The sequence below is a fragment of the Thalassovita sp. genome, assembly GCF_963691685.1.
In the GTDB taxonomy this organism is placed as follows: Bacteria; Pseudomonadota; Alphaproteobacteria; order Rhodobacterales; family Rhodobacteraceae; genus Thalassobius.
In genome coordinates this window covers 2,752,810-2,772,736 of sequence record NZ_OY829290.1, presented here as the reverse complement: position 1 = coordinate 2,772,736, position 19,927 = coordinate 2,752,810, and the positions used below count along the sequence as shown (strand labels likewise).

General features: G+C 60.3%; 21 protein-coding genes. 1 reads left to right on the top strand and 20 read right to left on the bottom strand.

Translation table 11 applies throughout. The features are described 5' to 3' along the window. Window positions 1–26: 26 nt before the first annotated feature. From nirD to nadA, 11 genes are all read right to left on the bottom strand, one after another. Window positions 27–359: a nitrite reductase small subunit NirD gene (gene nirD, locus ACORLH_RS13340; RefSeq protein ID WP_321828880.1), complete on the bottom strand. Its 333-nt coding sequence runs from the start codon at window positions 357–359 to the stop codon at window positions 27–29. Beyond that, window positions 356–2,800, bottom strand: a complete 2,445-nt coding sequence (gene nirB / locus ACORLH_RS13335; RefSeq protein ID WP_321828879.1) for a nitrite reductase large subunit NirB — start codon at window positions 2,798–2,800, stop codon at window positions 356–358. Before nirB ends, nirD begins: the two co-directional genes overlap by 4 nt. Window positions 2,801–2,842: 42 nt before the next feature. Continuing rightward, a complete protein-coding gene (locus ACORLH_RS13330) occupies window positions 2,843–3,268 on the bottom strand; it encodes a globin domain-containing protein (RefSeq protein WP_321828878.1) in 426 nt (141 codons plus the stop codon). A 76-nt stretch (window positions 3,269–3,344) separates the two neighbouring features. Continuing rightward, a complete protein-coding gene (locus ACORLH_RS13325; RefSeq protein WP_321828877.1) occupies window positions 3,345–5,027 on the bottom strand; it encodes a nitrate ABC transporter ATP-binding protein in 1,683 nt (560 codons plus the stop codon). A 5-nt stretch (window positions 5,028–5,032) separates the two neighbouring features. Beyond that, window positions 5,033–6,127, bottom strand: a complete 1,095-nt coding sequence (locus ACORLH_RS13320) for an ABC transporter permease (RefSeq protein ID WP_321828876.1) — start codon at window positions 6,125–6,127, stop codon at window positions 5,033–5,035. Between the two features lie 88 nt (window positions 6,128–6,215). After that, complete coding sequence (locus ACORLH_RS13315) at window positions 6,216–7,595, bottom strand: CmpA/NrtA family ABC transporter substrate-binding protein (protein ID WP_321828875.1); 1,380 nt, start codon at window positions 7,593–7,595, stop codon at window positions 6,216–6,218. Between the two features lie 276 nt (window positions 7,596–7,871). Next, on the bottom strand, window positions 7,872–9,044 hold the full coding sequence (locus ACORLH_RS13310) for an ABC transporter substrate-binding protein (protein ID WP_321828874.1): 1,173 nt from the start codon (window positions 9,042–9,044) through the stop codon (window positions 7,872–7,874). Further along, window positions 9,041–9,625 carry an ANTAR domain-containing response regulator gene (locus ACORLH_RS13305; protein WP_321828873.1) on the bottom strand — a complete coding sequence of 195 codons (585 nt, stop codon included), beginning with the start codon at window positions 9,623–9,625 and terminating at the stop codon, window positions 9,041–9,043. Before ACORLH_RS13305 ends, ACORLH_RS13310 begins: the two co-directional genes overlap by 4 nt. 156 nt (window positions 9,626–9,781) lie before the next feature. Then, window positions 9,782–10,636 carry a carboxylating nicotinate-nucleotide diphosphorylase gene (gene nadC, locus ACORLH_RS13300; RefSeq protein ID WP_321828872.1) on the bottom strand — a complete coding sequence of 285 codons (855 nt, stop codon included), beginning with the start codon at window positions 10,634–10,636 and terminating at the stop codon, window positions 9,782–9,784. After that, window positions 10,633–12,213 carry an L-aspartate oxidase gene (locus tag ACORLH_RS13295; protein WP_321828871.1) on the bottom strand — a complete coding sequence of 527 codons (1,581 nt, stop codon included), beginning with the start codon at window positions 12,211–12,213 and terminating at the stop codon, window positions 10,633–10,635. Before ACORLH_RS13295 ends, nadC begins: the two co-directional genes overlap by 4 nt. Before the next feature lie 42 nt (window positions 12,214–12,255). Next, the gene (gene nadA, locus ACORLH_RS13290; RefSeq protein WP_321828870.1) at window positions 12,256–13,308 is read right to left on the bottom strand and encodes a quinolinate synthase NadA; all 1,053 of its coding nucleotides are present in this window, start codon (window positions 13,306–13,308) and stop codon (window positions 12,256–12,258) included. Between the two features lie 560 nt (window positions 13,309–13,868). Here nadA and ACORLH_RS13285 point away from each other — a divergent pair. Next, on the top strand, window positions 13,869–14,057 hold the full coding sequence (locus ACORLH_RS13285) for a hypothetical protein (RefSeq protein ID WP_321828869.1): 189 nt from the start codon (window positions 13,869–13,871) through the stop codon (window positions 14,055–14,057). Window positions 14,058–14,219: 162 nt separating this feature from the next. On the opposite strand, the gene ACORLH_RS13280 is transcribed toward ACORLH_RS13285, so the two are convergent. The 9 genes from ACORLH_RS13280 to ACORLH_RS13240 form a co-directional block, all read right to left on the bottom strand. After that, window positions 14,220–14,447: a hypothetical protein gene (locus ACORLH_RS13280; RefSeq protein WP_131727403.1), complete on the bottom strand. Its 228-nt coding sequence runs from the start codon at window positions 14,445–14,447 to the stop codon at window positions 14,220–14,222. A gap of 55 nt (window positions 14,448–14,502) precedes the next feature. Further along, window positions 14,503–15,657, bottom strand: coding sequence for a flagellar biosynthesis protein FlhB (flhB, locus tag ACORLH_RS13275; RefSeq protein WP_321828868.1), 1,155 nt, complete (start codon window positions 15,655–15,657; stop codon window positions 14,503–14,505). Next, window positions 15,650–16,471, bottom strand: a complete 822-nt coding sequence (fliR, locus tag ACORLH_RS13270) for a flagellar biosynthetic protein FliR (RefSeq protein WP_321828867.1) — start codon at window positions 16,469–16,471, stop codon at window positions 15,650–15,652. The genes flhB and fliR overlap by 8 nt, the downstream gene beginning before the upstream one ends. After that, window positions 16,472–16,738 (bottom strand): flagellar biosynthesis protein FliQ, encoded by a 267-nt coding sequence (fliQ, locus tag ACORLH_RS13265; RefSeq protein WP_058242917.1) that lies wholly within the window; start codon window positions 16,736–16,738, stop codon window positions 16,472–16,474. A 4-nt stretch (window positions 16,739–16,742) separates the two neighbouring features. Further along, window positions 16,743–17,498 carry a flagellar type III secretion system pore protein FliP gene (gene fliP, locus ACORLH_RS13260; RefSeq protein ID WP_321828866.1) on the bottom strand — a complete coding sequence of 252 codons (756 nt, stop codon included), beginning with the start codon at window positions 17,496–17,498 and terminating at the stop codon, window positions 16,743–16,745. Next, a complete protein-coding gene (locus ACORLH_RS13255; RefSeq protein WP_321828865.1) occupies window positions 17,495–17,839 on the bottom strand; it encodes a flagellar assembly protein FliO in 345 nt (114 codons plus the stop codon). Before ACORLH_RS13255 ends, fliP begins: the two co-directional genes overlap by 4 nt. Window positions 17,840–17,999: 160 nt before the next feature. After that, a complete protein-coding gene (gene fliN / locus ACORLH_RS13250) occupies window positions 18,000–18,344 on the bottom strand; it encodes a flagellar motor switch protein FliN (protein ID WP_321828864.1) in 345 nt (114 codons plus the stop codon). Window positions 18,345–18,368: 24 nt separating this feature from the next. Next, a complete protein-coding gene (gene fliM / locus ACORLH_RS13245) occupies window positions 18,369–19,352 on the bottom strand; it encodes a flagellar motor switch protein FliM (protein ID WP_058242914.1) in 984 nt (327 codons plus the stop codon). Between the two features lie 9 nt (window positions 19,353–19,361). Then, the gene (locus ACORLH_RS13240; RefSeq protein ID WP_321828863.1) at window positions 19,362–19,925 is read right to left on the bottom strand and encodes a flagellar basal body-associated FliL family protein; all 564 of its coding nucleotides are present in this window, start codon (window positions 19,923–19,925) and stop codon (window positions 19,362–19,364) included. Window positions 19,926–19,927: the final 2 nt, after the last annotated feature.

The following is a 19,927-nucleotide window of genomic DNA, read 5'->3' as shown; positions in this document are numbered from 1 at the left end:
AGGACTGAGGTCAAAGAACCCCGGCATCACGCCGCAGCTGCCCCCTGTAAGCGGCTGACATCCAATAGGATGTTGCCCTGTTCAACCCGTACCGGATAGGTGTCAATCGCACCCTCATCCGCACCTTGGGCTTCGCCGCTTTCAAGGCTGAAGACCCAATTGTGCAGCGGGCAGGTCACGGCGCGGCCGTGGACGATGCCCTCAGATAGCGGACCACCTTTGTGCGGGCAGCGGTCAGAGGTTGCAAAGACCTCATCCTCGCCAGTGCGGAACAGGGCCACGCAGCCAAGGCGGGTTTTCACCACACGGGCGCCGCGCAGTGGGATTTGGTCGACAGGTCCGATATCAAGCCAGCTCATTCCGCAGCCTCCAGGGTCAGATCAGCGATTGGGGTGAATTGTTTGGCGGGTTCGGGTTGCGCCTGTTCGGCCCAAGGGTCAGTGCGATAGACCGATTGTGACACGTCAAACCGCTCGGCAAGGGCGCGGCGATTGTCCAGATCGTCAACCACCTGTTCCTTGCACCAGTCGAGCCCTACTTTGGCGACCCATTTATAAACCCGGTCCAGATACTTGCCGTTTTCGCGGTAAAGCTGGGTAAAGGCCGAGATGACCTCGATCGCTTCAACCTCATCCGGGACTTTGCACAGCAGCTCGGTCTCTTTAACCTCCATGCCGGCGGCGCCTGCGACGGAGATTTCATAGCCCGAATCCACGCAGATCACGCCGATGTCTTTGCAGGTTGCCTCGGCGCAGTTCCTCGGGCAGCCAGAGACTGCAAGTTTGAGTTTGTGCGGTGTCCACGACCCCCAGAGGTGCTTTTCCAGTTTCACCCCAAGACCGGTGGAATCCTGGGTGCCAAAGCGGCAATGGTCTGTGCCAACACAGGTTTTCACCGTGCGCAGCCCTTTGGAATAGGCGTGGCCAGACACCAACCCGGCCTGGTTCAGATCAAACCACATGGCGGGCAGATCTTCGCGTTTGACCCCTAAGAGGTCGATCCGTTGGCCACCCGTCACCTTGACCGTCGGCACGTTGTACTTATCCGCCGCATCGGCGATGGCGCGCAGCTCATCCGGGGTGGTCAACCCGCCCCACATGCGGGGGACCACCGAATAGGTGCCATCTTTCTGAATGTTGGCATGCCGGCGTTCATTGACGAAGCGCGATTGCGGATCATCAGCATAGTCCAGCGGCCAATCCGCCAGCAGGTAATAGTTCACCGCCGGGCGACAAGTGTGGCAGCCATTGCGCGTTTTCCAGCCCAATTCCTGCCAGACTGCCTCCTGGCTTTTCAGCCCTTGCGATTTGATCAACCGGCGCAGCGCCTCATGGGTCAGATCGGTGCAGCCGCAGATGGCCTGATCGGTGGGAACGACAAAATCATCCCCCAAAGTCGCGCCCATCAGCTGTTCCACCAGCCCGGTGCAGGTCCCGCAGGAGGCCGAGGCCTTGGTGGTGGCGCGAATGTCGCCCAGGGTGGTGGCACCGGCCTGAATGGCCGTCACAATGTCGAGTTTTGAAACGCCGTTGCAGCCGCAGATTTCTGCATCATCCGGCAAGGCTGCAACGGCCGCCATAGGGTCCAGCGCGGCCCCCCCTTGGTAGGCGGGCCCAAAGATCAACGTGTCCCGCATGTCGGACACATCGGTGCCGTCTTTGATCATGCCGTAGAACCAGGCGCCATCCGCAGTGTCGCCGTACATCACCGCGCCGATGATCCGGTTATCTTTCAGGATCAAACGTTTGTAGACTCCGCGGGCCGGGTCGCGGAACACGATATCTTCGCGGTCGTCGCCTTCGGCAAAATCGCCGGCGCTGAACAGATCACAGCCCGTGACCTTCAGTTTGGTGGAGACCTCTTTGTTCACAAAGGTGTCTGTTTCCCCCAGCAGGGTCTTGGCCAGAACCTTGGCCTGATCATAAAGCGGCGCCACAAGGCCAAAGATCGCGCCATTGTGTTCAACACATTCCCCGAGCGCCAGAATGTCTGCGTCAGAGGTGATCATCTGGTCATCCACATGGATGCCTTTGCCGACGGCCAGTCCGGCCTCGGCCCCCAGTTGGGTGGCAGGGCGGATGCCGACGGCCATGCAGAGCAGATCGCAGGGCAATTCGGTGCCGTCATCCAGCAGCAGCGCCCGGACCTTGCCATCCTCCCCCAGGATTTCCTTGGAGTTGGCGTTGCACATCACGGTGATGCCTTTGTCGACCAGCGCCTTGCGCAACAGGTAGCCCGCTGCCGGGTCCAGCTGACGTTCCATCAGGTGGCCCATGATGTGGACCACGGTCACATCAACACCCTGCGCCGCCATGCCCGCTGCCGCCTCAAGCCCCAAAAGACCGCCACCGATCACAACCGCCTTGGCGCCGGGTTTGGCGCCAAGCGCCATCATGCGTTCGGTGTCTTCCAGATCGCGGTAGGGGATCACCCCCTCCAGGTCATGGCCGGGCAGCGGGATCATGAAGGGGTTGGAGCCCATCCCCAGCACCAGCTTGTCATAAGGCACTTCGCCGTTTTCGCCGATGACCACCTTACGGTCGCGGTCAATGCGCAGGACCTTTTCGCCAAAACGGCAGGTGATGTTGTTGTCAGCGTACCAATCCGCGTCATGGGTGACGATGTCCTGATAGGTTTTTTCGCCCGACAAGACGGGGGACAGCATCAGGCGGTTATAGTTGCCGCGGGGTTCTGCGTTGAACAGCGTGATGTCGTAAGCGTTCGGATCTGCCTCCAGCAGGTGTTCCAACGCCCGGCCCGAGGCCATGCCAGCCCCGATCACAACCAGTTTCTTAGACATGAGAGCCTCCTTGCCCGAAGTCATGGGCAGGGAGTGCTGCCCCTAGGACGCCTTGGAATAGGCGGCGTCGATCATTGTGGTTGAGACAAATCCGTAGACCTGTCCCCAAAGCAGCTTGCGCTCGTCCGTGAGGCCCCCGGGGGTCAGATCGTCCAGCGCGAATATCAGCGCTTCGCCGACCAGTTCGTAATGTGCAGGTTCCGCCCCATAGGTGACGTGCCGCCGCGCCAGCCGCTTGATCTTGCCGGCCAGGAACATGGGCTGGTGCAGGTTGTTGACCAGAAAGTCGAGCATGCTTTCCAGCTTGCTCATCTGTTCGCTCATATCCTCGGGGAAGAGCGGCCGGGCCTGTGGCGCGATGGCGAACAGACGCCGGTAAAACACATTTGTCAGATAGCCCTTGCTGGGGCCGAGGTCCTGATACGACGCCTGCACCTCTGCGATGTCGCTTTTGCTGAGGAAGTCCATCCGCATTCTCCATCTTTGGTGCAAAGACGGTAGGGCGGTTTGCTTGCAATTCTCTAAACGCTGGCATGTTTTTTCCTCAGGCCGCGATGGGGTTCTTGCCGTTTTTCGGCGTTTTTGGTTTGGCGCCGTGTTCGTATTCCTCTAGGAAATCAAGAACCTCTTGGCGGAACGTGTAGTAATCCGGGTGATCCAGCAGTGCCTTGCGGCTACGCGGTCGGGGCAGATTAACGTCGACAATTTTACCGACTGTGGCCTGTGGCCCGTTGGTCATCATCACCACACGGTCGGCCAGCAGGATCGCCTCATCCACATCATGGGTCACACAGATCGCGGTCACTTTGGTACGGTCCCAGACCTCCATCAGCACCTCTTGCAACTCCCAGCGGGTGAGGCTGTCGAGCATGCCGAAAGGTTCATCCAAGAGCAGCAGTTTCGGCGACAGGGCAAAGGCCCGGGCGATGCCGACGCGCTGTTGCATGCCGTTTGACATCGACTGCGCTGGGCGGTCCATCGCATCGGCCAGACCCACCCGTTCCAGGTAGTATTCCACCACATCCTGCCGTTCGGCCTGTGAGGCCTCGGGATAGACCTTATCCACCCCGATGGCGCAGTTTTCGCGTGCCGTCAGCCAGGGGAAGAGGTTGGGGGACTGAAACACCACGGCGCGTTCGGGATCGGCACCTTCGACGTGGCGACCATCAAGGCGAATGCCGCCTTTACTGATCTCATTCAGACCCGCCGCCATGGTCAGCACGGTGGATTTGCCGCAGCCTGAATGCCCGATGAGCGAGATGAACTCGCCCCGATTCAGTTTGAGGTTAAAATCCTCCACCACCGTCAGCGGACCCTTGGGGGTCGGGTAGATCTTATGCAGCTGCGAAAAGTCGAGGAAGTTGTTGTCGATCATACCTTTCTGAGCGTCGGCAACCGCCGCCGGGACGCCGTGGATCGGTTCGACATTCGGCAGGGTGCGGGTGGCCTCGGCCTTGGCTTCGATCCCCACATCCATCAGGTATTTGGTGATGTCACCGCGCAGCTTCTTGAAGCCGTCATGGTGGTTCATCGCCATCCGATCCCGCGGTCTGGGAATAGAAACTTTGAAGGGGTCCCCCAGGGTGCCGTCGGGATTGAGCGGAATGATGCGGTCGGCCATGATGATGGCCTCATCCACGTCATTGGTGATCAAGACGCAGGTCTTTTTGTCATCTTCCCAGATCTCAAGGATTTCATCGGCCAGATTGGCGCGGGTTAGCGCATCAAGGGCTGACAGCGGCTCATCCAGCAGCAGAACCTCAGGGTTCATCGCCAGCGCACGGGCCACATTCACCCGCTGCCGCATGCCCCCCGACAGTTCCGCCGGGCGCCGTGTCATGGCGTGGCTGAGGCCCACCATCTTGACGTAATGCGCGACCTTTGCGGCGCGGTCCTTTTTGCTGAGACCGGGGAAGATCGTGTCCACCGCCAGCCCCACATTGCCCGCCACCGTCAGCCAGGGCATCAGGGAATAGCTCTGGAAGATCACACCACGTTCTGGGCCGGGCCCTTTGATCGGTTCGCCTTTGAAGGTGATCTGACCGCTGGTGGGCTGATCCAGACCGGCCATCATGTTGATCAGCGTAGTTTTGCCCGAACCGGAGAAGCCGAGGAGAACCAGAAATTCGCCTTCCTCCACCTCCAGGTTGATGTCTTTCAACACCTCCTGTCGATGCTGGCCTTCACCGTAGCTTTTGCAGAGGTTTTTAAAGGAAATCATAGACATATCGATCACCGGTTGTTCGTGAAGGTGAACAGGGACTGCAGCGCATACATCACACGATCCAGCAGGAAGCCGATGATGCCGATGGTGAAGACCGCAACCATGATCTTGGCCAAGGACTGGCTGGAGCCGTTCTGGAACTCATCCCAGACAAATTTGCCAAGGCCGGGGTTCTGCGCCAGCATTTCGGCGGCGATCAGCACCATCCAGCCGACGCCCAGGCTGAGGCGCAAACCGGTGAAGATCAGCGGCAGGGCCGAGGGCAGCACCAGCTTGGTGATCTTGGTATAGGTGTTCATTTTCAACACTTTGGAGACCGAGACGAGGTCCTTGTCGATGCTGGAAACCCCCAGCGCGGTGTTGATCAGCGTCGGCCACAGCGAACAGAGCGTCACGGTGATGGCCGAGATCAGGAACGACTTGGAAAACATGCCGTCATTGGTGGTGTAGACGGCCGACACCACCATGGTCACGATCGGCAACCATGCGAGGGGCGAGACCGGCTTGAAGATCTGCACCAGCGGGTTCACGGCGGCGTTAGCGGTTTTTGACAGACCCGCCGCGATACCCACGGGCACCGCCACAACAGTGGCGATCAGGAAGCCGAAGAAGACGGTTTTGATCGAGGTCCAGATTTGCTGGTAATAGGTTGGTTTGCCGGTGTAGCTGCGGTTTTTCACCTTGTCGGCTTTGCCCGCCGCAATCAGTTTGGCGTTGCGTTCATCCTGACGCTGGTAGAAGGCTGCCGCCTTGTCCTGTTCGCGCAGATGATCGTCATGCAGATTGCCGACCTGTTCCCAGACCTGCACCGGACCGGGAATGGCCCCAAGTGAGGTCTGCACCTTCGGCGCCAATGTGCCCCAGGCGATTAGAAAGGCAAAGATCGCGATCAGCGGCACACCAAGAAGCTGCCAGACCTCTTTCATCTGGGCGCGTGGATTGTCACCAGCAGCAGCTTTCAGGATCGGGGTCAGCCAAGCGAGGCCCAGCACCTGAAACCAGCCGTCCAAACGGTTGATGCGGGTGAAGATACGGGCCTGTCGGGCGTCTTTCCGGGCGGCTTTCTCCGCGTCAGAGAGAGATTGCGGGTCGATGGCAGTCATGGCGAGAGATCCTGGCTGGAACGGTCAAGTCGAGGGGTTTGGAAAAGCGGGCGCGGGACAGATCCCCGCGCCCGAAGTGGCGGGGTGGTTAACCCTGGACGTCGCTGCCCACGACCTTCTGCGCGCCTTTCAGGCCGATCGGCAGGCTGTCGATATAGGCGTTGGGCGTGCGGCCGTCGTAGGCGATGCCGTCAATGATGTCGCCCGCTGGGGTGGGCGCTTTGTAGCCGTCGCTGTCAAAGGGGAAGTCGGCGGCATCGGCCAGACCTTCGTCGACCAGCATTTTGGCCGCTTCCAGATAGATCTCGGGCTTGTAGACCGATTTGGCGACCTCATCATACCAGCTGTCCGGCTTCTGCTCGGCGATCTGGCCCCAGCGGCGCATCTGGGTCAGGTACCAGACAGCATCCGAGTAGTAGGGGTAGGTGGCGTTGTAGCGGAAGAAGACGTTGAAATCGGGCACTTCACGCTTGTCACCTTTTTCATATTCAAAGGTGCCGGTCATCGAATTGGCGATCACGTCATAATCCGCCCCCACGTATTCCGAACGGCTGAGGATTTCGACCGCTTCGGGGCGGTTGGCGTTGTCATTTTCATCCAGCCACATGGCGGCGCGGATCAGGGCCTTGGTGATAGCCAGCGTGGTCTGCGGGTTTTCCTGCTGGAATTCGGCGCTCAGGCCAAAGACCTTTTCGGGGTTGTTCTTCCACAGCTCATAATCGGTGATGACCGGCACGCCGATGCCTTTGAACACCGCCTGCTGGTTCCACGGTTCCCCCACGCAGTAACCATAAATCGTGCCAGCCTCCATCGTGGCGGGCATCTGCGGCGGCGGGGTCACGGACAGCAGGACATCGGCGCCGATCTGGCCGCTTACGTCCTCCGGCGAATAGAAACCCGGCTCCAGCCCGCCAGCGGCCAGCCAGTAACGCAGTTCGTAGTTGTGGGTCGACACGGGAAAGACCATGCCCATGTTGAACGGTTTGCCGTCATCGGCATAAGCCTCGACAACCGGTTTCAACGCCGAAGCGGAAATCGGGTGGATCGGCTTGCCGGCATCATCATGGGGGATGTGTTGTTTCATCTCGGCCCAGATCTCATTTGACACGGTGATGCCGTTGCCGTTCAGATCCATCGAGAAGGGGGTGATGATATGTGCTTCGGTTCCGTAGCCGATGGTGGCGGCCAGCGGCTGACCGGCCAGCATATGTGCACCGTCCAAAGTGCCCGAGATCACACCGTCCAGCAGCACCTTCCAGTTGGCCTGGGCTTCCAACGTGACAAACAGGCCTTCGTCTTCGAAGTAACCCTTTTCATAGGCCACCGCCAAAGGCGCCATGTCGGTCAGTTTGATGAAGCCGAACTTCAACTCATCCTTTTCAACATCCAGCAGCTCAGCCAGTGCCGGGGTGGTCAGCAGGGTACTTGCAGCCAACAGGCTAGCGATCTTCAAATGCGTGCGTTTCATATCAAGTCCTCTGTTGGTGCCCGCCCGAAAAGGGCTGAGGCAAAACGAAAAAAGCCGCTCGTCTGCTCTGTCCTTGGGAGGTTGGACAGAGAGAACGAGCGGCTTTGCTCTTGGCAGTCGCCACCCCCATCGGGAGGAGGAAGGGTAGCGCCATCTAGCGGAACGCCATTGTTCCGGTTGCCTGCCATCCTGTGGTTTTCGCGGCACTGCGGCAATCGATTTGAGTGATTTTTTCTGCGTTGCCGCAAGGCAGGCGCCGGGTTGCCTGATTTTTCATCACGCAACCCGCTCAGGATCAAAAATGCGGCCATCGAAGAAGGAATCGGGGGGCAGAATCAGCCGCCCGTTTTCCGATCCCAATGCGCTGGCGTGGTTGAGCGCACCCTCAACCTTGGCCGAGGCACCGGGCAGGCTGCGGGTCACCTGGGACAAATGATGACGGTGCAGGTCCGCCCGGAACACCGCCTGTGCGGCCTGCGCGGATTTCACCGGATCGCGGCCATGGCGGCGCGCCAGTTGTACGCCGATCCAGGCCGCCTGAGATTGCCAGGGGAAGGTGGCCGCGCCATCGAAGAAGGCCACAAACCTGTCCGCCTGCCGGATTTCCCCGCGGGGCGAAACGACCAGCCGGCCCGACAGCGCCCGGTCAATCAGGTCTGGCGACACGCCTAGGTGTTCCGGCCGTGACAGGATCTCCGCGCAGGTCGTCATGTTCTGGGCCTCCCCCAGCCAGCGACCTGCGCGCCACAGGCAGCGGATCAGGCGCCCGGCCAGATCAGGGTGGCGGTCCGCCCAGCCGTGGCGGGTGGCCAGTACCTTCTCGGGTGCGCTCTGCCAAATGGCCTGACCGGGCAACAGCAGTTCACCCACGCCGTTTTCAACCGAAATTGTTCCCCAAGGTTCCCCAACGCAGAAGGCATCAATCTCACCCTTCGCCATGGCCTCCGCCATCAGGGGCGGCGGCACTGTGTGGATGGTGGGGCGTCGATCAGCGGGCAGGCCAAGCGCGTCCAGCCAGTAAAACAGCAGTTCGGCATGCATTGAGAAGGGGAAGGGCACCCCGACCCGCAGCGGCTGATCCAGCGCAAACAGAGCCTCACCGGCGGCCCATGCATCAGCAAAATCAAAGCGGTAGCCGTTGTTGCGCATCAAATGTGCCAGTCCGGGACTGACCCCAATGACGGTGCCATTGAGTGACAGGACCGAAAGCACCTCAAGCGGTTGCGCCGCGCCGCCAAGCCCCAGCGCCGCAGCAATGGGCAGGGGCGCCAGCAGATGCGCGGCCTCCACCCGGCTAAGCGCCAGATAGTCACGCAAGGTTGCCCAGCTGGGCGCGCGGTGCAGCTCCAGATGCAGGCCTTCCTCCTCATCAAACCCGAGGGAACGGGCAATGATCAGCGGCGCGGCATCGGTCAGCGGGATATATCCGGTGGGCAGGGTATAGGTCATGACAAGAGCCCCGCGGTGCTGACCAGGGCTTCGGCCACCTCGGCCAGTTTGCGGCCCTGATCCATCGCGGCCTTGCGCAATAGGGCATAGGCCTCATCCTCGCTGACGCCGCGCGCTTTCATCAAAATACCCTTGGCGCGGTCGATGGTTTTGCGTTCCTCCAAGGCGCGGCGGGTCGCGGCCAGTTCACTGCGCATGCGGCTGACCATGTGAAACCGGGTGATCGCCGCATCCAGAATTGGCGTCAACCGTTCCTGCTGCAACCCGTTCACTACATAGGCGGACACGCCGGCCTCAATCGCGGCTTTGGTCAGCGCCCCGTCCGAGTGATCGACAAACATCGCCACGGGGCGATCCATCGGACCAGAGGCCAGCGCCAGTTCTTCCAACGCGTCGCGCGACGGGCTGGCCATATCGATCAGCACCACATCCGGGTCCAGCGCCGCAATCCGGCGGGCCAGCCCGCTTTCTTCGGACAAAACGGTGATGGCATGATCGCCAGAGGCTTTCAGCCCATCGACGATCTGAAGCGCACGGTCGCGGTCCTTTTCGACGATGATGATGGTGAGGTTCTTGGGCATGGCGGGGAAAATCCGTGGCTGGTCCCTCGGACTTTCTGCGCTGCAGCGATGAAGGGCAATGACGCACGCGGGACGTCATTGCGGAAACTACTGGGGTAAAGATTGGCTGCCTGAATTTTGGGCGACTGCCCGTAAATCAGACGATTTGAAGGCCGCTCAGAAATCCAGCCCCAGATCCAAAGTCTGCGCCGAATGGGTCAGCGCCCCGGAGGAGATGTAATCAACACCGGTCGCGGCAACCTCGGCAATCCGCTCCAGCTTCATGTTGCCCGAGGCCTCCAACACCATCCGGCCCGCGGTCAGCGTCACCGCCTCCTGCAGGGTGGGGGTGTCCATATTGTCCAGCAGCACCACATCGGCGCCACCGGTGCGCAGCACCTCATCAAGCTGGGCCAGCGTGTCGACCTCAATCTCCACCCGCACCATATGGCTGGCGTGGGCTTTGGTGGCCTCCAACACGGCGCGCACGCCGCCGGCTGCCGCGATGTGGTTGTCCTTGATCAGGATGGCATCAGACAGGCTGAAACGGTGGTTGAACCCACCACCATGCAGCACGGCCTGTTTTTCGACGATGCGCAGACCGGGGGTGGTTTTGCGGGTGCAGGTGACGCGGGTCTGGGTGCCAGCGGTTTCCGCCACAAAGGCGGCGGTCAGGGTCGCAATACCTGTCAGACGGCCGGCAAAGTTCAGCGCCACCCGTTCGCCGGATAGGATTGAGGCGGCGGCGCCTTCAATCTCCATCAGCGTGTCGCCTTTGGCGATCCGGTCACCATCCCGTTTCAGCGTGCGGATCTGCAATCTGGGATCCACCAGACGGAAGGCAATTGCTGCCACCTGCAGGCCCGAGGCCACGCCATCGGCACGGGCGTTCAGCCGCGCGGTATAGGTGACATCGGCGGGGATCACTGCGCGGGTGGTGATGTCGCCATAGGTGCCCAGATCCTCCATCAGCGCGGATTTCACCAGCGGTTCCAAAATCAGATCGGGCAGGGTGGCGTAGCTTTGGCTCATGTCGGTTCACTCACGATTTCGGCGCGCAGGCGCAGGGCGGCGTCCAGGTTCATCTGGCTGCGTGTGCCGACCTTGCCGTTGGTTTCGGGAAAATCAAGGCGGCAATGGGCACCGCGGCTTTCTTCACGCAGGAGCGCCGCAGCGGTGATCAGCGTGGCGGTGGCGGTCATGTTGCGGAAGGCGGGGCAATCTGGCTGCGCCCCCTCCAACAGGGCGATCTGGCGCAGGGCGGTTTGCAACCCGGTTGCGTCGCGCAGCACACCAACGTGATCGGTCATGATTTGGCGCAGCTGTTCAACCGCTTGCGGATCCGGAGCGTGACCACCGGGGCGGAAGGTGAGGGTGATCTCCTCCGCAGCCTCGGGGGCGGTGGTCGCCGCGATATCGCGGGCGCAGATGCGGGCGAAAACCAGTGCCTCGAGCAATCCGTTGGAGGCCAGGCGGTTCGCGCCGTGCAGCCCGGTTGAGGAGGCTTCCCCACAGGCCCAAAGCTGGTCAAGCGTGGCGCGGCCCTGCAGATCGGTGGCGATGCCGCCCATGTGGTAATGTGCGGCGGCGGCCACGGGGATGGTGCCCTTGACCGGATCAATACCACCTCGTGCACAGGCGGCGGCTACGGCAGGAAACTGGCGGGTGACCGCATCCCCCAACGCGGCGCGGGTGTCCAGCGCCGGGCGCTTGCCGGCCTGTGTTTGGGCATAGATGGCGCGGGCCACCACGTCACGCGGGGCCAGTTCGCCGTCAGGGTGGACCGCCTGCATGAAGCGTTCACCGTCCTTGTTCACAAGGATCGCGCCTTCGCCGCGCAGGGCCTCGGTGGCCAAGGGTGCGGGATCTTCGCCCATGTCGATGGCGGTGGGGTGAAATTGCACAAATTCGGCGTCAGCGATTTGCGCCCCGGCCCGGGCCGCCATGCCAATCACCTGCCCCCGGATCCGGGGCGGATTGGTTGTCAGCTTATAAAGCCCGCCTGAGCCACCGCCGGCCAGCAGCACCGCGGGTGTTTTGATCAGCAGCGGCGCTGCGCGGCGGTCCATGTCTGAGGGTTCAACCCAAACGCCCTGCACGGTCTCGCCTTCGGTCCCCAGCCCTGCGGCCATCACACCTTCCAGCACCTGGATTGACGGGGTCGCCATCACCTCTGCGATCAGGGCGCGCATGATTTCGGCGCCAGCCTGATCGCCTTTGACCCGCACCACACGGGCGTAGCTGTGGGCCGCTTCGCGGGACAGCACATAGCCGCCCTCACTGTCGCGATCAAACGGGGCGCCACGCCGGGTGAGATCCAGAATGTGATCGCGCGCCTCCTGCGTCACCCGCTGGGCCACGGCGGGATCAACGGTGCCGGCGCCTGCGGCAAGCGTATCTTTGGAATGACTGTCGGGGCTGTCGGGATCCCCCATCGCCGCCGCCACGCCGCCCTGTGCCCAGGCGGAAGAAGCCCCTTCGCCCAAAGGGTCGGGTGAGATCATCAAAACCGGGTGGGGCGCAAGGTTCAGCGCCGCATAAAGCGCGGCCAGCCCCGCACCGACAATCACGATGCGATTGGTCTCAACCTCTTGCACATCTTCTGTCATGACGCCCCTCCCACAGGTGATGCCCGGATGGTTCAGCTCAGATCAGAGACCCATTTTCCGGCTGACATCGATCATACGCTCAACCGCCAGCCGCGCACCTTCGGCCACGGTGGGGTCAACCTCCACCGGGGTCGACATTGTGTGCAGGGAATAAAGGATCTTCTCGAGCGAGATCTTCTTCATGAAGGGGCACATGTTGCAGGGGCCGACAAAATCCACATCCGGCAAGGCGTCCGAGATGTTGGAGGCCATGGAGCATTCGGTGACCAGCATCGCCTTTTCGGGGCGTTCATTTTCCACATAGGCAATGATGCCAGCGGTGGAGCCGGAGAAGTCAGCCTCATTCACCACATCAGGCGGGCATTCCGGGTGCGCGATGATGCGGGTGCCGGGGTTCCATTCGCGGAAATCTTTCAGATCCTGCGCGGTGTAGCGTTCGTGCACAATGCAGGAGCCTTCCCACCAGACGATGCGTTTGCCGGGCACCTGTTTGGCGACGTTCTGCGCCAGATACTGATCCGGCGTCATGATGACAGTGTCACTTTCCTGCGCGGCGACGATCTGCGCCGCGTTGGAAGAGGTGCAACAAATGTCTGAGGCGGCTTTGACCTCAGCGGTGGTGTTCACATAGGTGACCACTGGCGCGCCTGGGTATTTCGCCCGCATTTCCGCAATGCCCGCCGGGGTGATCGAGGAGGCCAGCGAGCAGCCCGCCTCCATATCCGGCATCAGAACGGTTTTGGCGGGGTTCAGGATCTTGGAGGTCTCGGCCATGAAGTGCACGCCGGCCTGAACGATTACATCCGCCTCAACCCGCGTGGCCTCAATCGCCAGCTGCAGGCTGTCGCCCACAACATCCGAAACCCCATGGTAGATATCCGGCGTCATGTAGTTATGGGCCAGAATGGCGGCGTTGCGCTGGGCCTTCAGGTCATTGATGGCTTTGACATAGGGCGCATAGGTGACCCATTCCGGCGGTGACACCACCCGGTCCATACGGGCGTAAAGGTCCGACATGCTGTCGGCCAGCCGCGGGTTGGGTGCCAGATCGTAATGGTCGGCAAGGTCGCTGCGCAGCGTACTAAGGTCGAGCAAGCAAGGATCCTCCGGTCAGATGCTTGGGGCGCTGCTATACGTGGAAACTACGGTGTTGGCCAGTCGTCAAACGCGGCTTTCCGTCGCGATAGTGTATCAATTCCCGGTAGGAGATTTCCGAAACAGCACAGGGCGACGCGATCGGAACGAAAGGTTCCGCGCCTAGAGTTTTGCCCGGGGCGGAACTTACGATTTTTGCGGGTGTCGTTTCGGGCCCGCGCAAAGCGGTAAGCCGGTGGTTTCCGGGGCAAATGCGCAGGCGAATCTCCTAAAACGGCGGATCGCAAAAAATGTGAGAAATTAGCGAAAAAACTGCGAAATTCCTGCTTTCACGCGGCGGATTGGCCCGGAAATTGCATCAATTTGGCCGAGAACGACCGGATTTTACCGACATTTAACTACGCGCCTACATACTTTTGTAGGCGTACCCCAAACCTATTCTTCAGGGGCCTCTTCCTATGCGACGTAGCAATCACAACGGACCTTGGGCAATCATGAGGTCAGACGCCAACACAGCGTCAGATCGCAACCGCAAACGAGATACCGAAAGGAAGGTCCCCATGTCGTTCCAGTTTCAGCCCGCCGCCCTGGCAGATGCAACACCGGTATCTTTCCCTGCACCTGCTGCGATGAACAAAGAAAAGTCGGACAAGCCTATGATGGGTGGTTGGTGGCTGGTGCCCTATATCGCCAGCGGCACGATGTTCTGGCTCTGGTTCATCCCGACCGTGACCAAGACGATTATCTAAGGTCACATCCCCAGTTTCACCAAGTCTGCGGGGATGGGCCCCCGTCCCCAAACACCCCATCTCCGCAGCGCAATCTCTCTCTCCAAGAGAAACGGGTGGTCCCTCGGGACCGCCCGGTTTTGCTTTTGGCGGGTGGCTTTGGGCGATGACTAAGGCTGAAGGTTAGTCAGAACGGCCCAGCCAGCGGGGCAGGGCGTCAGCCAGTTTGGCAATCTGAAAGCGCAAGGCGCCCGCCAGCGACAGCAGCGCACAGAAGGACATCACCAGCGAACGCAGCGGATCACCCTCCGTCACCATGACCTCCCCCAGCAGGAACAGGCCAACCCCGGCAAAACACAGGGTTGAGATCATCTGGCCATAGGCGCCTTTTTCGCGTCGTTGCATCATCATCTGTGTCTCCATTCCTTGGCGGGGGCGGGCCGGTGCGGCCCGCAGGTGTCATTCGTTATGCAGCATTCTTGCCATGTTCGTTGAACTGGAACTCTTTGGTCAGCTCGACCTCTGGCAGGTCCGCATCGGGTTCCTGATCCAGGTGGTAAACATGGGCCAGAATGGTCGCCACCGCAGCATAAAGGCCCGGGTGGATCTCACCGCCGATTTTCGAGGTGAAGTAGAGCGCACGGGCCAGCGGCGGCACCGGCAGGATGGTGACGTCATGTTCTTTGGCCAGCTCACGGATCTGGAAGGCCATCGCCCCTTCACCCAGTGCCAGCACGGTGGGCGCATCATCTTCACCCGGCACATAGCGCAGCGCGACCGAGAAGTGTTTCGGGTTGGTGATGATCGCGGTGGCGTCTTTCACGTCATCCAGTGCCGCACGGCGGGCGGCACCGTTCTGGGCGGCCTCCATCTGTTTGCGGCGGATTGCCCCTTTGACCTCGGGCGAACCCTGGGTCTGTTTGCTTTCCTCTTTGATTTCCTGCTTGGACATCTTCAGCTGTTTGTTCATCGAATAGATCTGCCAGATCAGATCCACCGCACCGATGATGGCCAGCGCCAGAACCAGCGCCATCAGCACCTGATAGGAGACCGAGGACAGCATGGAGAACTGTTCGCCCACCCCCATAAAGGCGGTGGAGGACAGGGTTGGCAGCCATTGCCACAGCACCACACCAGCGGCAACGCTGAGCATGGTGACCTTCATCACTGCCTTCAGCAGTTCAATCGCTGCTTTGGCCGAAACCATGCGTTTGATGCCGGACAGGATGTTCAGCTTGGAAAACTTGGGCTTCATATTGGTGGTGGCGAACAGGATGCCACCGCCCATCGCGGCCTGCATGGCCACGGTTGCGATCAGCATCGGCACACCCAGCACCATGCCAATCACCAGAACATGATAGAGCGAGTCTTCGAGACGGGTCAGGATCAGGCTGTCGAAGTTTTCAGCGCCGCCAAAGCGGAAAAAGCTGGCGAAATCCCGCGCCAGCGCCTTGCCGGCGAAACTGCCAGCCATCAGGATCACCATCGCACTCAGCATCGAGGCGAAAACGAACATCTCCTTGGACGTGACAACTTTGCCTTCCTGTCGCGCGTCCTGTTTCTTCTTCGGAGTTGGCTCCTCTGTTTTTTCCTGACTGTCGCCAGCGCCGCCTTCAGCCATTTGCCGCTCCTGTCATCATCAGCGTCAACGCTTCGATTGCAGCGTCGATCAGCTTGTCCATCGCCAGACCCAGCACCGGTGCCCCCAGGTAGAGCAGCACCATGGTGACCGAGAGGGTCAGCGGAAAACCAAAAGAGAAAATATTCAATTGCGGGGCCGAACGGGTCATCACACCGATGCCCATGTTAACCAGCAACAGAACCGAAACCACCGGCATCATCAGACGCGCCGCATGGGCAAACATCTCACCGCCCGCAGCAATGCCCGCCTGGGCAATGCCGGAGAAGTCAAAAACAGTGCCGGGGGGGATGTGGATATAGCTGTCAAAGATCAGCCGCAGCACCGTGAGGTGCCCGTCCACTGACAAAAACAGCACCAGAAGACCAAGCGAGAACAGCTGCGAAATCACTGGTGCCGTCGCGCCCGAGGTGGGATCAACCTGCGCCGCAAAGCCCAGACCGGCCGTGGTGGCGATCCGGTCACCGGCGACAACCGCGGCGGCGAAAAAGATCATCAGGATCAGCCCCGCTGAGGCCCCCAGCGCCAATTCACCGATTACCATGCCGACACCTGCCGGGCTGGTCAGCGCCTCGATCGTGGGCATTTCTGCATAGGCGATCACCGGGATAGTGAGGATCACGGAGGCCACAATACGCACCTGCAGGGGAATGAACCGCGCACCAAAGATGGGCGCCGCCATCAGGAAGGCCCCAACGCGCAGCATTCCAAACAGGAACAGGACGGACAGGTCGATGAGCTTTGCCAGCTCCAGACCCGGCACCCCGGAATCGTATGTGATCAGATCCTCAAGCATTTAGCGCATGCTCGCGACCAGTTCGAAGATGTGGACGAAGTAATCCGACATCGTGGTCAGCATGAAGCCCGAGGCCAGACCCATCGTCAGCAAGACGATGGCCAGTTTCGGCACGAAGGACAGCGTTGCTTCGTTGATCGATGTGGCGGCCTGAATGATGCCGACGGTCAGACCCACAGCAAGGGCCACGCCCAGTACCGGGCCTGCGGTCATCAGGATCTTCCAATAGGCGATCTGCAACTGTTCGATATTGGCGTCAAAATCCATCTTGTCAGGCTCCTACACCGCTGGAGAAAGAGTTCACGAGAGAGCCCATGGTCAGCGCCCAGCCATCCACCAGCACAAACAGCAACAGTTTGAACGGCAGCGACACCAGCATCGGCGACAGCATCATCATACCCAGCGCCATCAGGATCGAGGCGATCACCATGTCGATCACCAGGAAAGGCAGGAACAGCAGGAAACCGATCTGGAAAGCAGTCTTCAGTTCCGAAGTGATGAAGGCGGGCAGCATGACGGCCAAAGGCACGTCTTCGTTGCTCTCGTAGGGGCCGCTGCCGGACAGATCCATGAACATCATCAGATCGTTCTGGCGGGTGTTTTCGATCAAAAAGCCCGAGATCAGCACCCGTGCTTTCTGCATCGCCTCAGGCGCGGCCATATTGCCATCCAGATAGGGGCCGACGGCGGTTTCATAGACCAGCGACAGCATCGGCTGCATGACAAAGAAGCCAAGGAACAGTGCAATCGCGACCAGCACCTGGTTTGGCGGGGTCTGCTGGGTGCCCAGGGCCTGACGCAGGATCGATAGCACAATGATGATCCGGGTGAAGGCGCTCATCCCCAAAACGATGGAGGGCAGCACCGTCAGCGCGGTCATCAGCGCCAGAATTTGCAGCGACAGGGAATACTGCGTCTCTTCGCCACCAGCGGGGCTGGTGATCTGCAGCGCAGGCAGCCCCTGCGCCAAAGCGGGCGAGGCCGCCAAAACCGTGAGACCAATTACGACGGGGAACAGGTGTTTCATGCGGCGATCCGGGCACGAGTGGTGGCATCAAGGGCTGGGGTGTCTGCGGCGCGTCCGGTTTCTTGACCGGTTTCTGTGCCTGATTTTTGGCTGCCCAGCGGGGTGATTACCGGGGCCTGCCGTTTGGCAGTGACCACCAGGAACTCTTGTTCATCAATGCGCAGAAGCATCGCACGGGCGTCTGGACCCAATGCGGTGACCTCACCGATCGCCATGCGGCGGTCTTGGGTCAGTTTGGTTTTCAGTTTCCCTTTGTTGGTTTTAATAACAAAGAGCGCCACGAACAGGACGGCCAGAAAGCCCCCAACGGTCAGCAGCTGGTCTAGTGCAACAATATCCATAACACGCCTCTCCTAAACGGTTACCTTGACCGTTTAGGGGCATGTTTCGTGCCAAGTCTGGCGCAGATTTTAATGAAATAGCACAAGGCGCGGGGCAGGGCCCCGTTCCTTGGTTTTTCAATGTCTTGGGACACGTGTGCCCCGGGGTGATCGCGTTAGATCAGATGTTCACGCGATCTTTGGGATCGACAATGTCGCCGAAACGGATGCCAAACCGTTCACCGACCACCACAACTTCGCCTTTGGCGATGGTTGTGCCGTTGATCTGAATGTCCAGCGGGTCACCGGCCAGACGGTCCAATTCCACGACCGAACCTTCGTTCAGTTTCAACAGGTCCTGAATGGTGATCTGGGTCCGGCCCACCTCGACGGTCAGGCGAACCTTGACCGTATCCAGCACACCCAAACCGCCCAGCAGCCCCGCATCCGTGGTGTCGGGAACACCAGCGCCCGAAGTGGCAGGCAGACCAGCGGTTTCTTCCATCAGGGTTTCGTCACTCATCATACAGGTCCTTCTTCGCGAGCAGTCTTAAGAGCTGGTTTCCGCCAGACGGCGGGTCAGGTTCAGGGCGGATTTGCCGGAGGCCTCACCGAGGTCGGCATCAAACAGCGGTCGGCCTTCGACCAGGAGTTTCGGGGCAGGGGTCATCGCCACCGGCACCACATCACCGGCCGCCACCTGGCTGACACGGCCCAGGGGCATTTGCGGCTCTGCCAGGACGGCGGTGATGTCCAGTGGCACCTGTAGAACAGCCTGTTCCAGCTTCTCGCGCCAGGTCAGGTCTTCTTCCATCAGGTCAGAATGCATCCGCGAACGCAGCTGCATGGCAATCGGCTTCAGCGTCTGCAGCGGATAAATCACATCAAAGTTCGCCGGATCGGTATCGGGCAGCTGCACCATGAAAGAGCAGTTGATCACCATATCCTCAGCATCGGCGAAAGAGGCAAAGCTCAAGTTTTCTTCGCGGTTCTGCAGTTCGAAATTGATCGGCATCAGATCGCGCCAGGAATGCGCCAGCGCGGTGTTCAACCCGTCAGAAACCAGTTCGATCACGCGCTGTTCGGTGCCGGTGAATTCCGTCCGGGTGATCGGCTGCACCGCGATTTCACCACCGTAGTAGCTGTTGGTCAGCATTGAGATGAAATCGGGCGGGATCACCAGCATCTGGCTGCCGCGCAGCGCTTCAATACGGCTGGTGGTCAGCGAGACGAAATTTTCCACCTCATCGGTGTAATCGGCAAAGGTTTTGATTTCCGGCGGGAAGGAGGAAATCCGCGGCTGCAGACGCAACATCGGCAGAAACACCGAACGTGCCAGACGGCAGAACCGTTCGTTGATCATCCGCAGACCGTAGTAGTCGCCCATAAGCGACAGGTTATTTTCACCAAACTTATACGGTTTGTAACTTATCTCACCATCTTTCAGCTCGTCGCCATCCCCGGCGTCGAGATCCATCAGGCCGCCGACAAGCTCGGCAAGTTCGTTACTGGATAGTTTGTGTGTACCGGCCATTCGCCTGCCTCACTGCATTACGAAGGTGGGGAAGAAAACACTCTCGATGCCGCCGAAGCCTTCCAGCTTCTCCAGCCGGCGGTTCACCACTCTCAGCAGCTCATCCGCCAGACGATCGCGCCCCTCGGTGCCCTCAACATCGGTCTCGGTATAGGTGGACAACACCGCCAGAATGTCCGAGCGCAGCGCCATCTCATGGTTCTGCACGTTGTTCAGCACTGCCTCGTCATATTGCGTGGACAGGCCAATCCCCAGCTGCAGGAACCGGCTGGAGCCTTTCAGGTTGGTGGTCAGCGGTTCGGGGAACTCAAAATACTGGGTCACAAAGACCGGCTCATCCGGCATTTCTTTGGACACTTTCATCGGCCCGTCTTCGCCCATATCGGCGGTTTGCATGTTGGTCTCTTCAATGAGGCGCAGCACCTCATCGGCGGGGCTCATGCTGGATTCAGCGAAATATTTGCCGCCAAAAAAACCACCAGCCGCCAGACCAGCGCCTGTGACCAAAAGCAGGACCATTTTAACTGCGCCGCCTTTCTTCTTGGCGGGGGCGTTTGCTGTTGCGTCTGCCATTA

Bases quoted from the DNA above. Each gene is read 5' to 3' on its own strand.
- nirD (WP_321828880.1), bottom strand. From the start codon at position 359: ATGAGCTGGCTTGATATCGGACCTGTCGACCAAATCCCACTGCGCGGC.
- nirB (WP_321828879.1), bottom strand. From the start codon at position 2,800: ATGTCTAAGAAACTGGTTGTGATCGGGGCTGGCATGGCCTCGGGCCGG.
- ACORLH_RS13330 (WP_321828878.1), bottom strand. From the start codon at position 3,268: ATGGACTTCCTCAGCAAAAGCGACATCGCAGAGGTGCAGGCGTCGTAT.
- ACORLH_RS13325 (WP_321828877.1), bottom strand. From the start codon at position 5,027: ATGTCTATGATTTCCTTTAAAAACCTCTGCAAAAGCTACGGTGAAGGC.
- ACORLH_RS13320 (WP_321828876.1), bottom strand. From the start codon at position 6,127: ATGACTGCCATCGACCCGCAATCTCTCTCTGACGCGGAGAAAGCCGCC.
- ACORLH_RS13315 (WP_321828875.1), bottom strand. From the start codon at position 7,595: ATGAAACGCACGCATTTGAAGATCGCTAGCCTGTTGGCTGCAAGTACC.
- ACORLH_RS13310 (WP_321828874.1), bottom strand. From the start codon at position 9,044: ATGACCTATACCCTGCCCACCGGATATATCCCGCTGACCGATGCCGCG.
- ACORLH_RS13305 (WP_321828873.1), bottom strand. From the start codon at position 9,625: ATGCCCAAGAACCTCACCATCATCATCGTCGAAAAGGACCGCGACCGT.
- nadC (WP_321828872.1), bottom strand. From the start codon at position 10,636: ATGAGCCAAAGCTACGCCACCCTGCCCGATCTGATTTTGGAACCGCTG.
- ACORLH_RS13295 (WP_321828871.1), bottom strand. From the start codon at position 12,213: ATGACAGAAGATGTGCAAGAGGTTGAGACCAATCGCATCGTGATTGTC.
- ACORLH_RS13285 (WP_321828869.1), top strand. From the start codon at position 13,869: ATGTCGTTCCAGTTTCAGCCCGCCGCCCTGGCAGATGCAACACCGGTA.
- ACORLH_RS13280 (WP_131727403.1), bottom strand. From the start codon at position 14,447: ATGATGATGCAACGACGCGAAAAAGGCGCCTATGGCCAGATGATCTCA.
- flhB (WP_321828868.1), bottom strand. From the start codon at position 15,657: ATGGCTGAAGGCGGCGCTGGCGACAGTCAGGAAAAAACAGAGGAGCCA.
- fliR (WP_321828867.1), bottom strand. From the start codon at position 16,471: ATGCTTGAGGATCTGATCACATACGATTCCGGGGTGCCGGGTCTGGAG.
- fliQ (WP_058242917.1), bottom strand. From the start codon at position 16,738: ATGGATTTTGACGCCAATATCGAACAGTTGCAGATCGCCTATTGGAAG.
- fliP (WP_321828866.1), bottom strand. From the start codon at position 17,498: ATGAAACACCTGTTCCCCGTCGTAATTGGTCTCACGGTTTTGGCGGCC.
- ACORLH_RS13255 (WP_321828865.1), bottom strand. From the start codon at position 17,839: ATGGATATTGTTGCACTAGACCAGCTGCTGACCGTTGGGGGCTTTCTG.
- fliN (WP_321828864.1), bottom strand. From the start codon at position 18,344: ATGATGAGTGACGAAACCCTGATGGAAGAAACCGCTGGTCTGCCTGCC.
- fliM (WP_058242914.1), bottom strand. From the start codon at position 19,352: ATGGCCGGTACACACAAACTATCCAGTAACGAACTTGCCGAGCTTGTC.
- ACORLH_RS13240 (WP_321828863.1), bottom strand. From the start codon at position 19,925: ATGGCAGACGCAACAGCAAACGCCCCCGCCAAGAAGAAAGGCGGCGCA.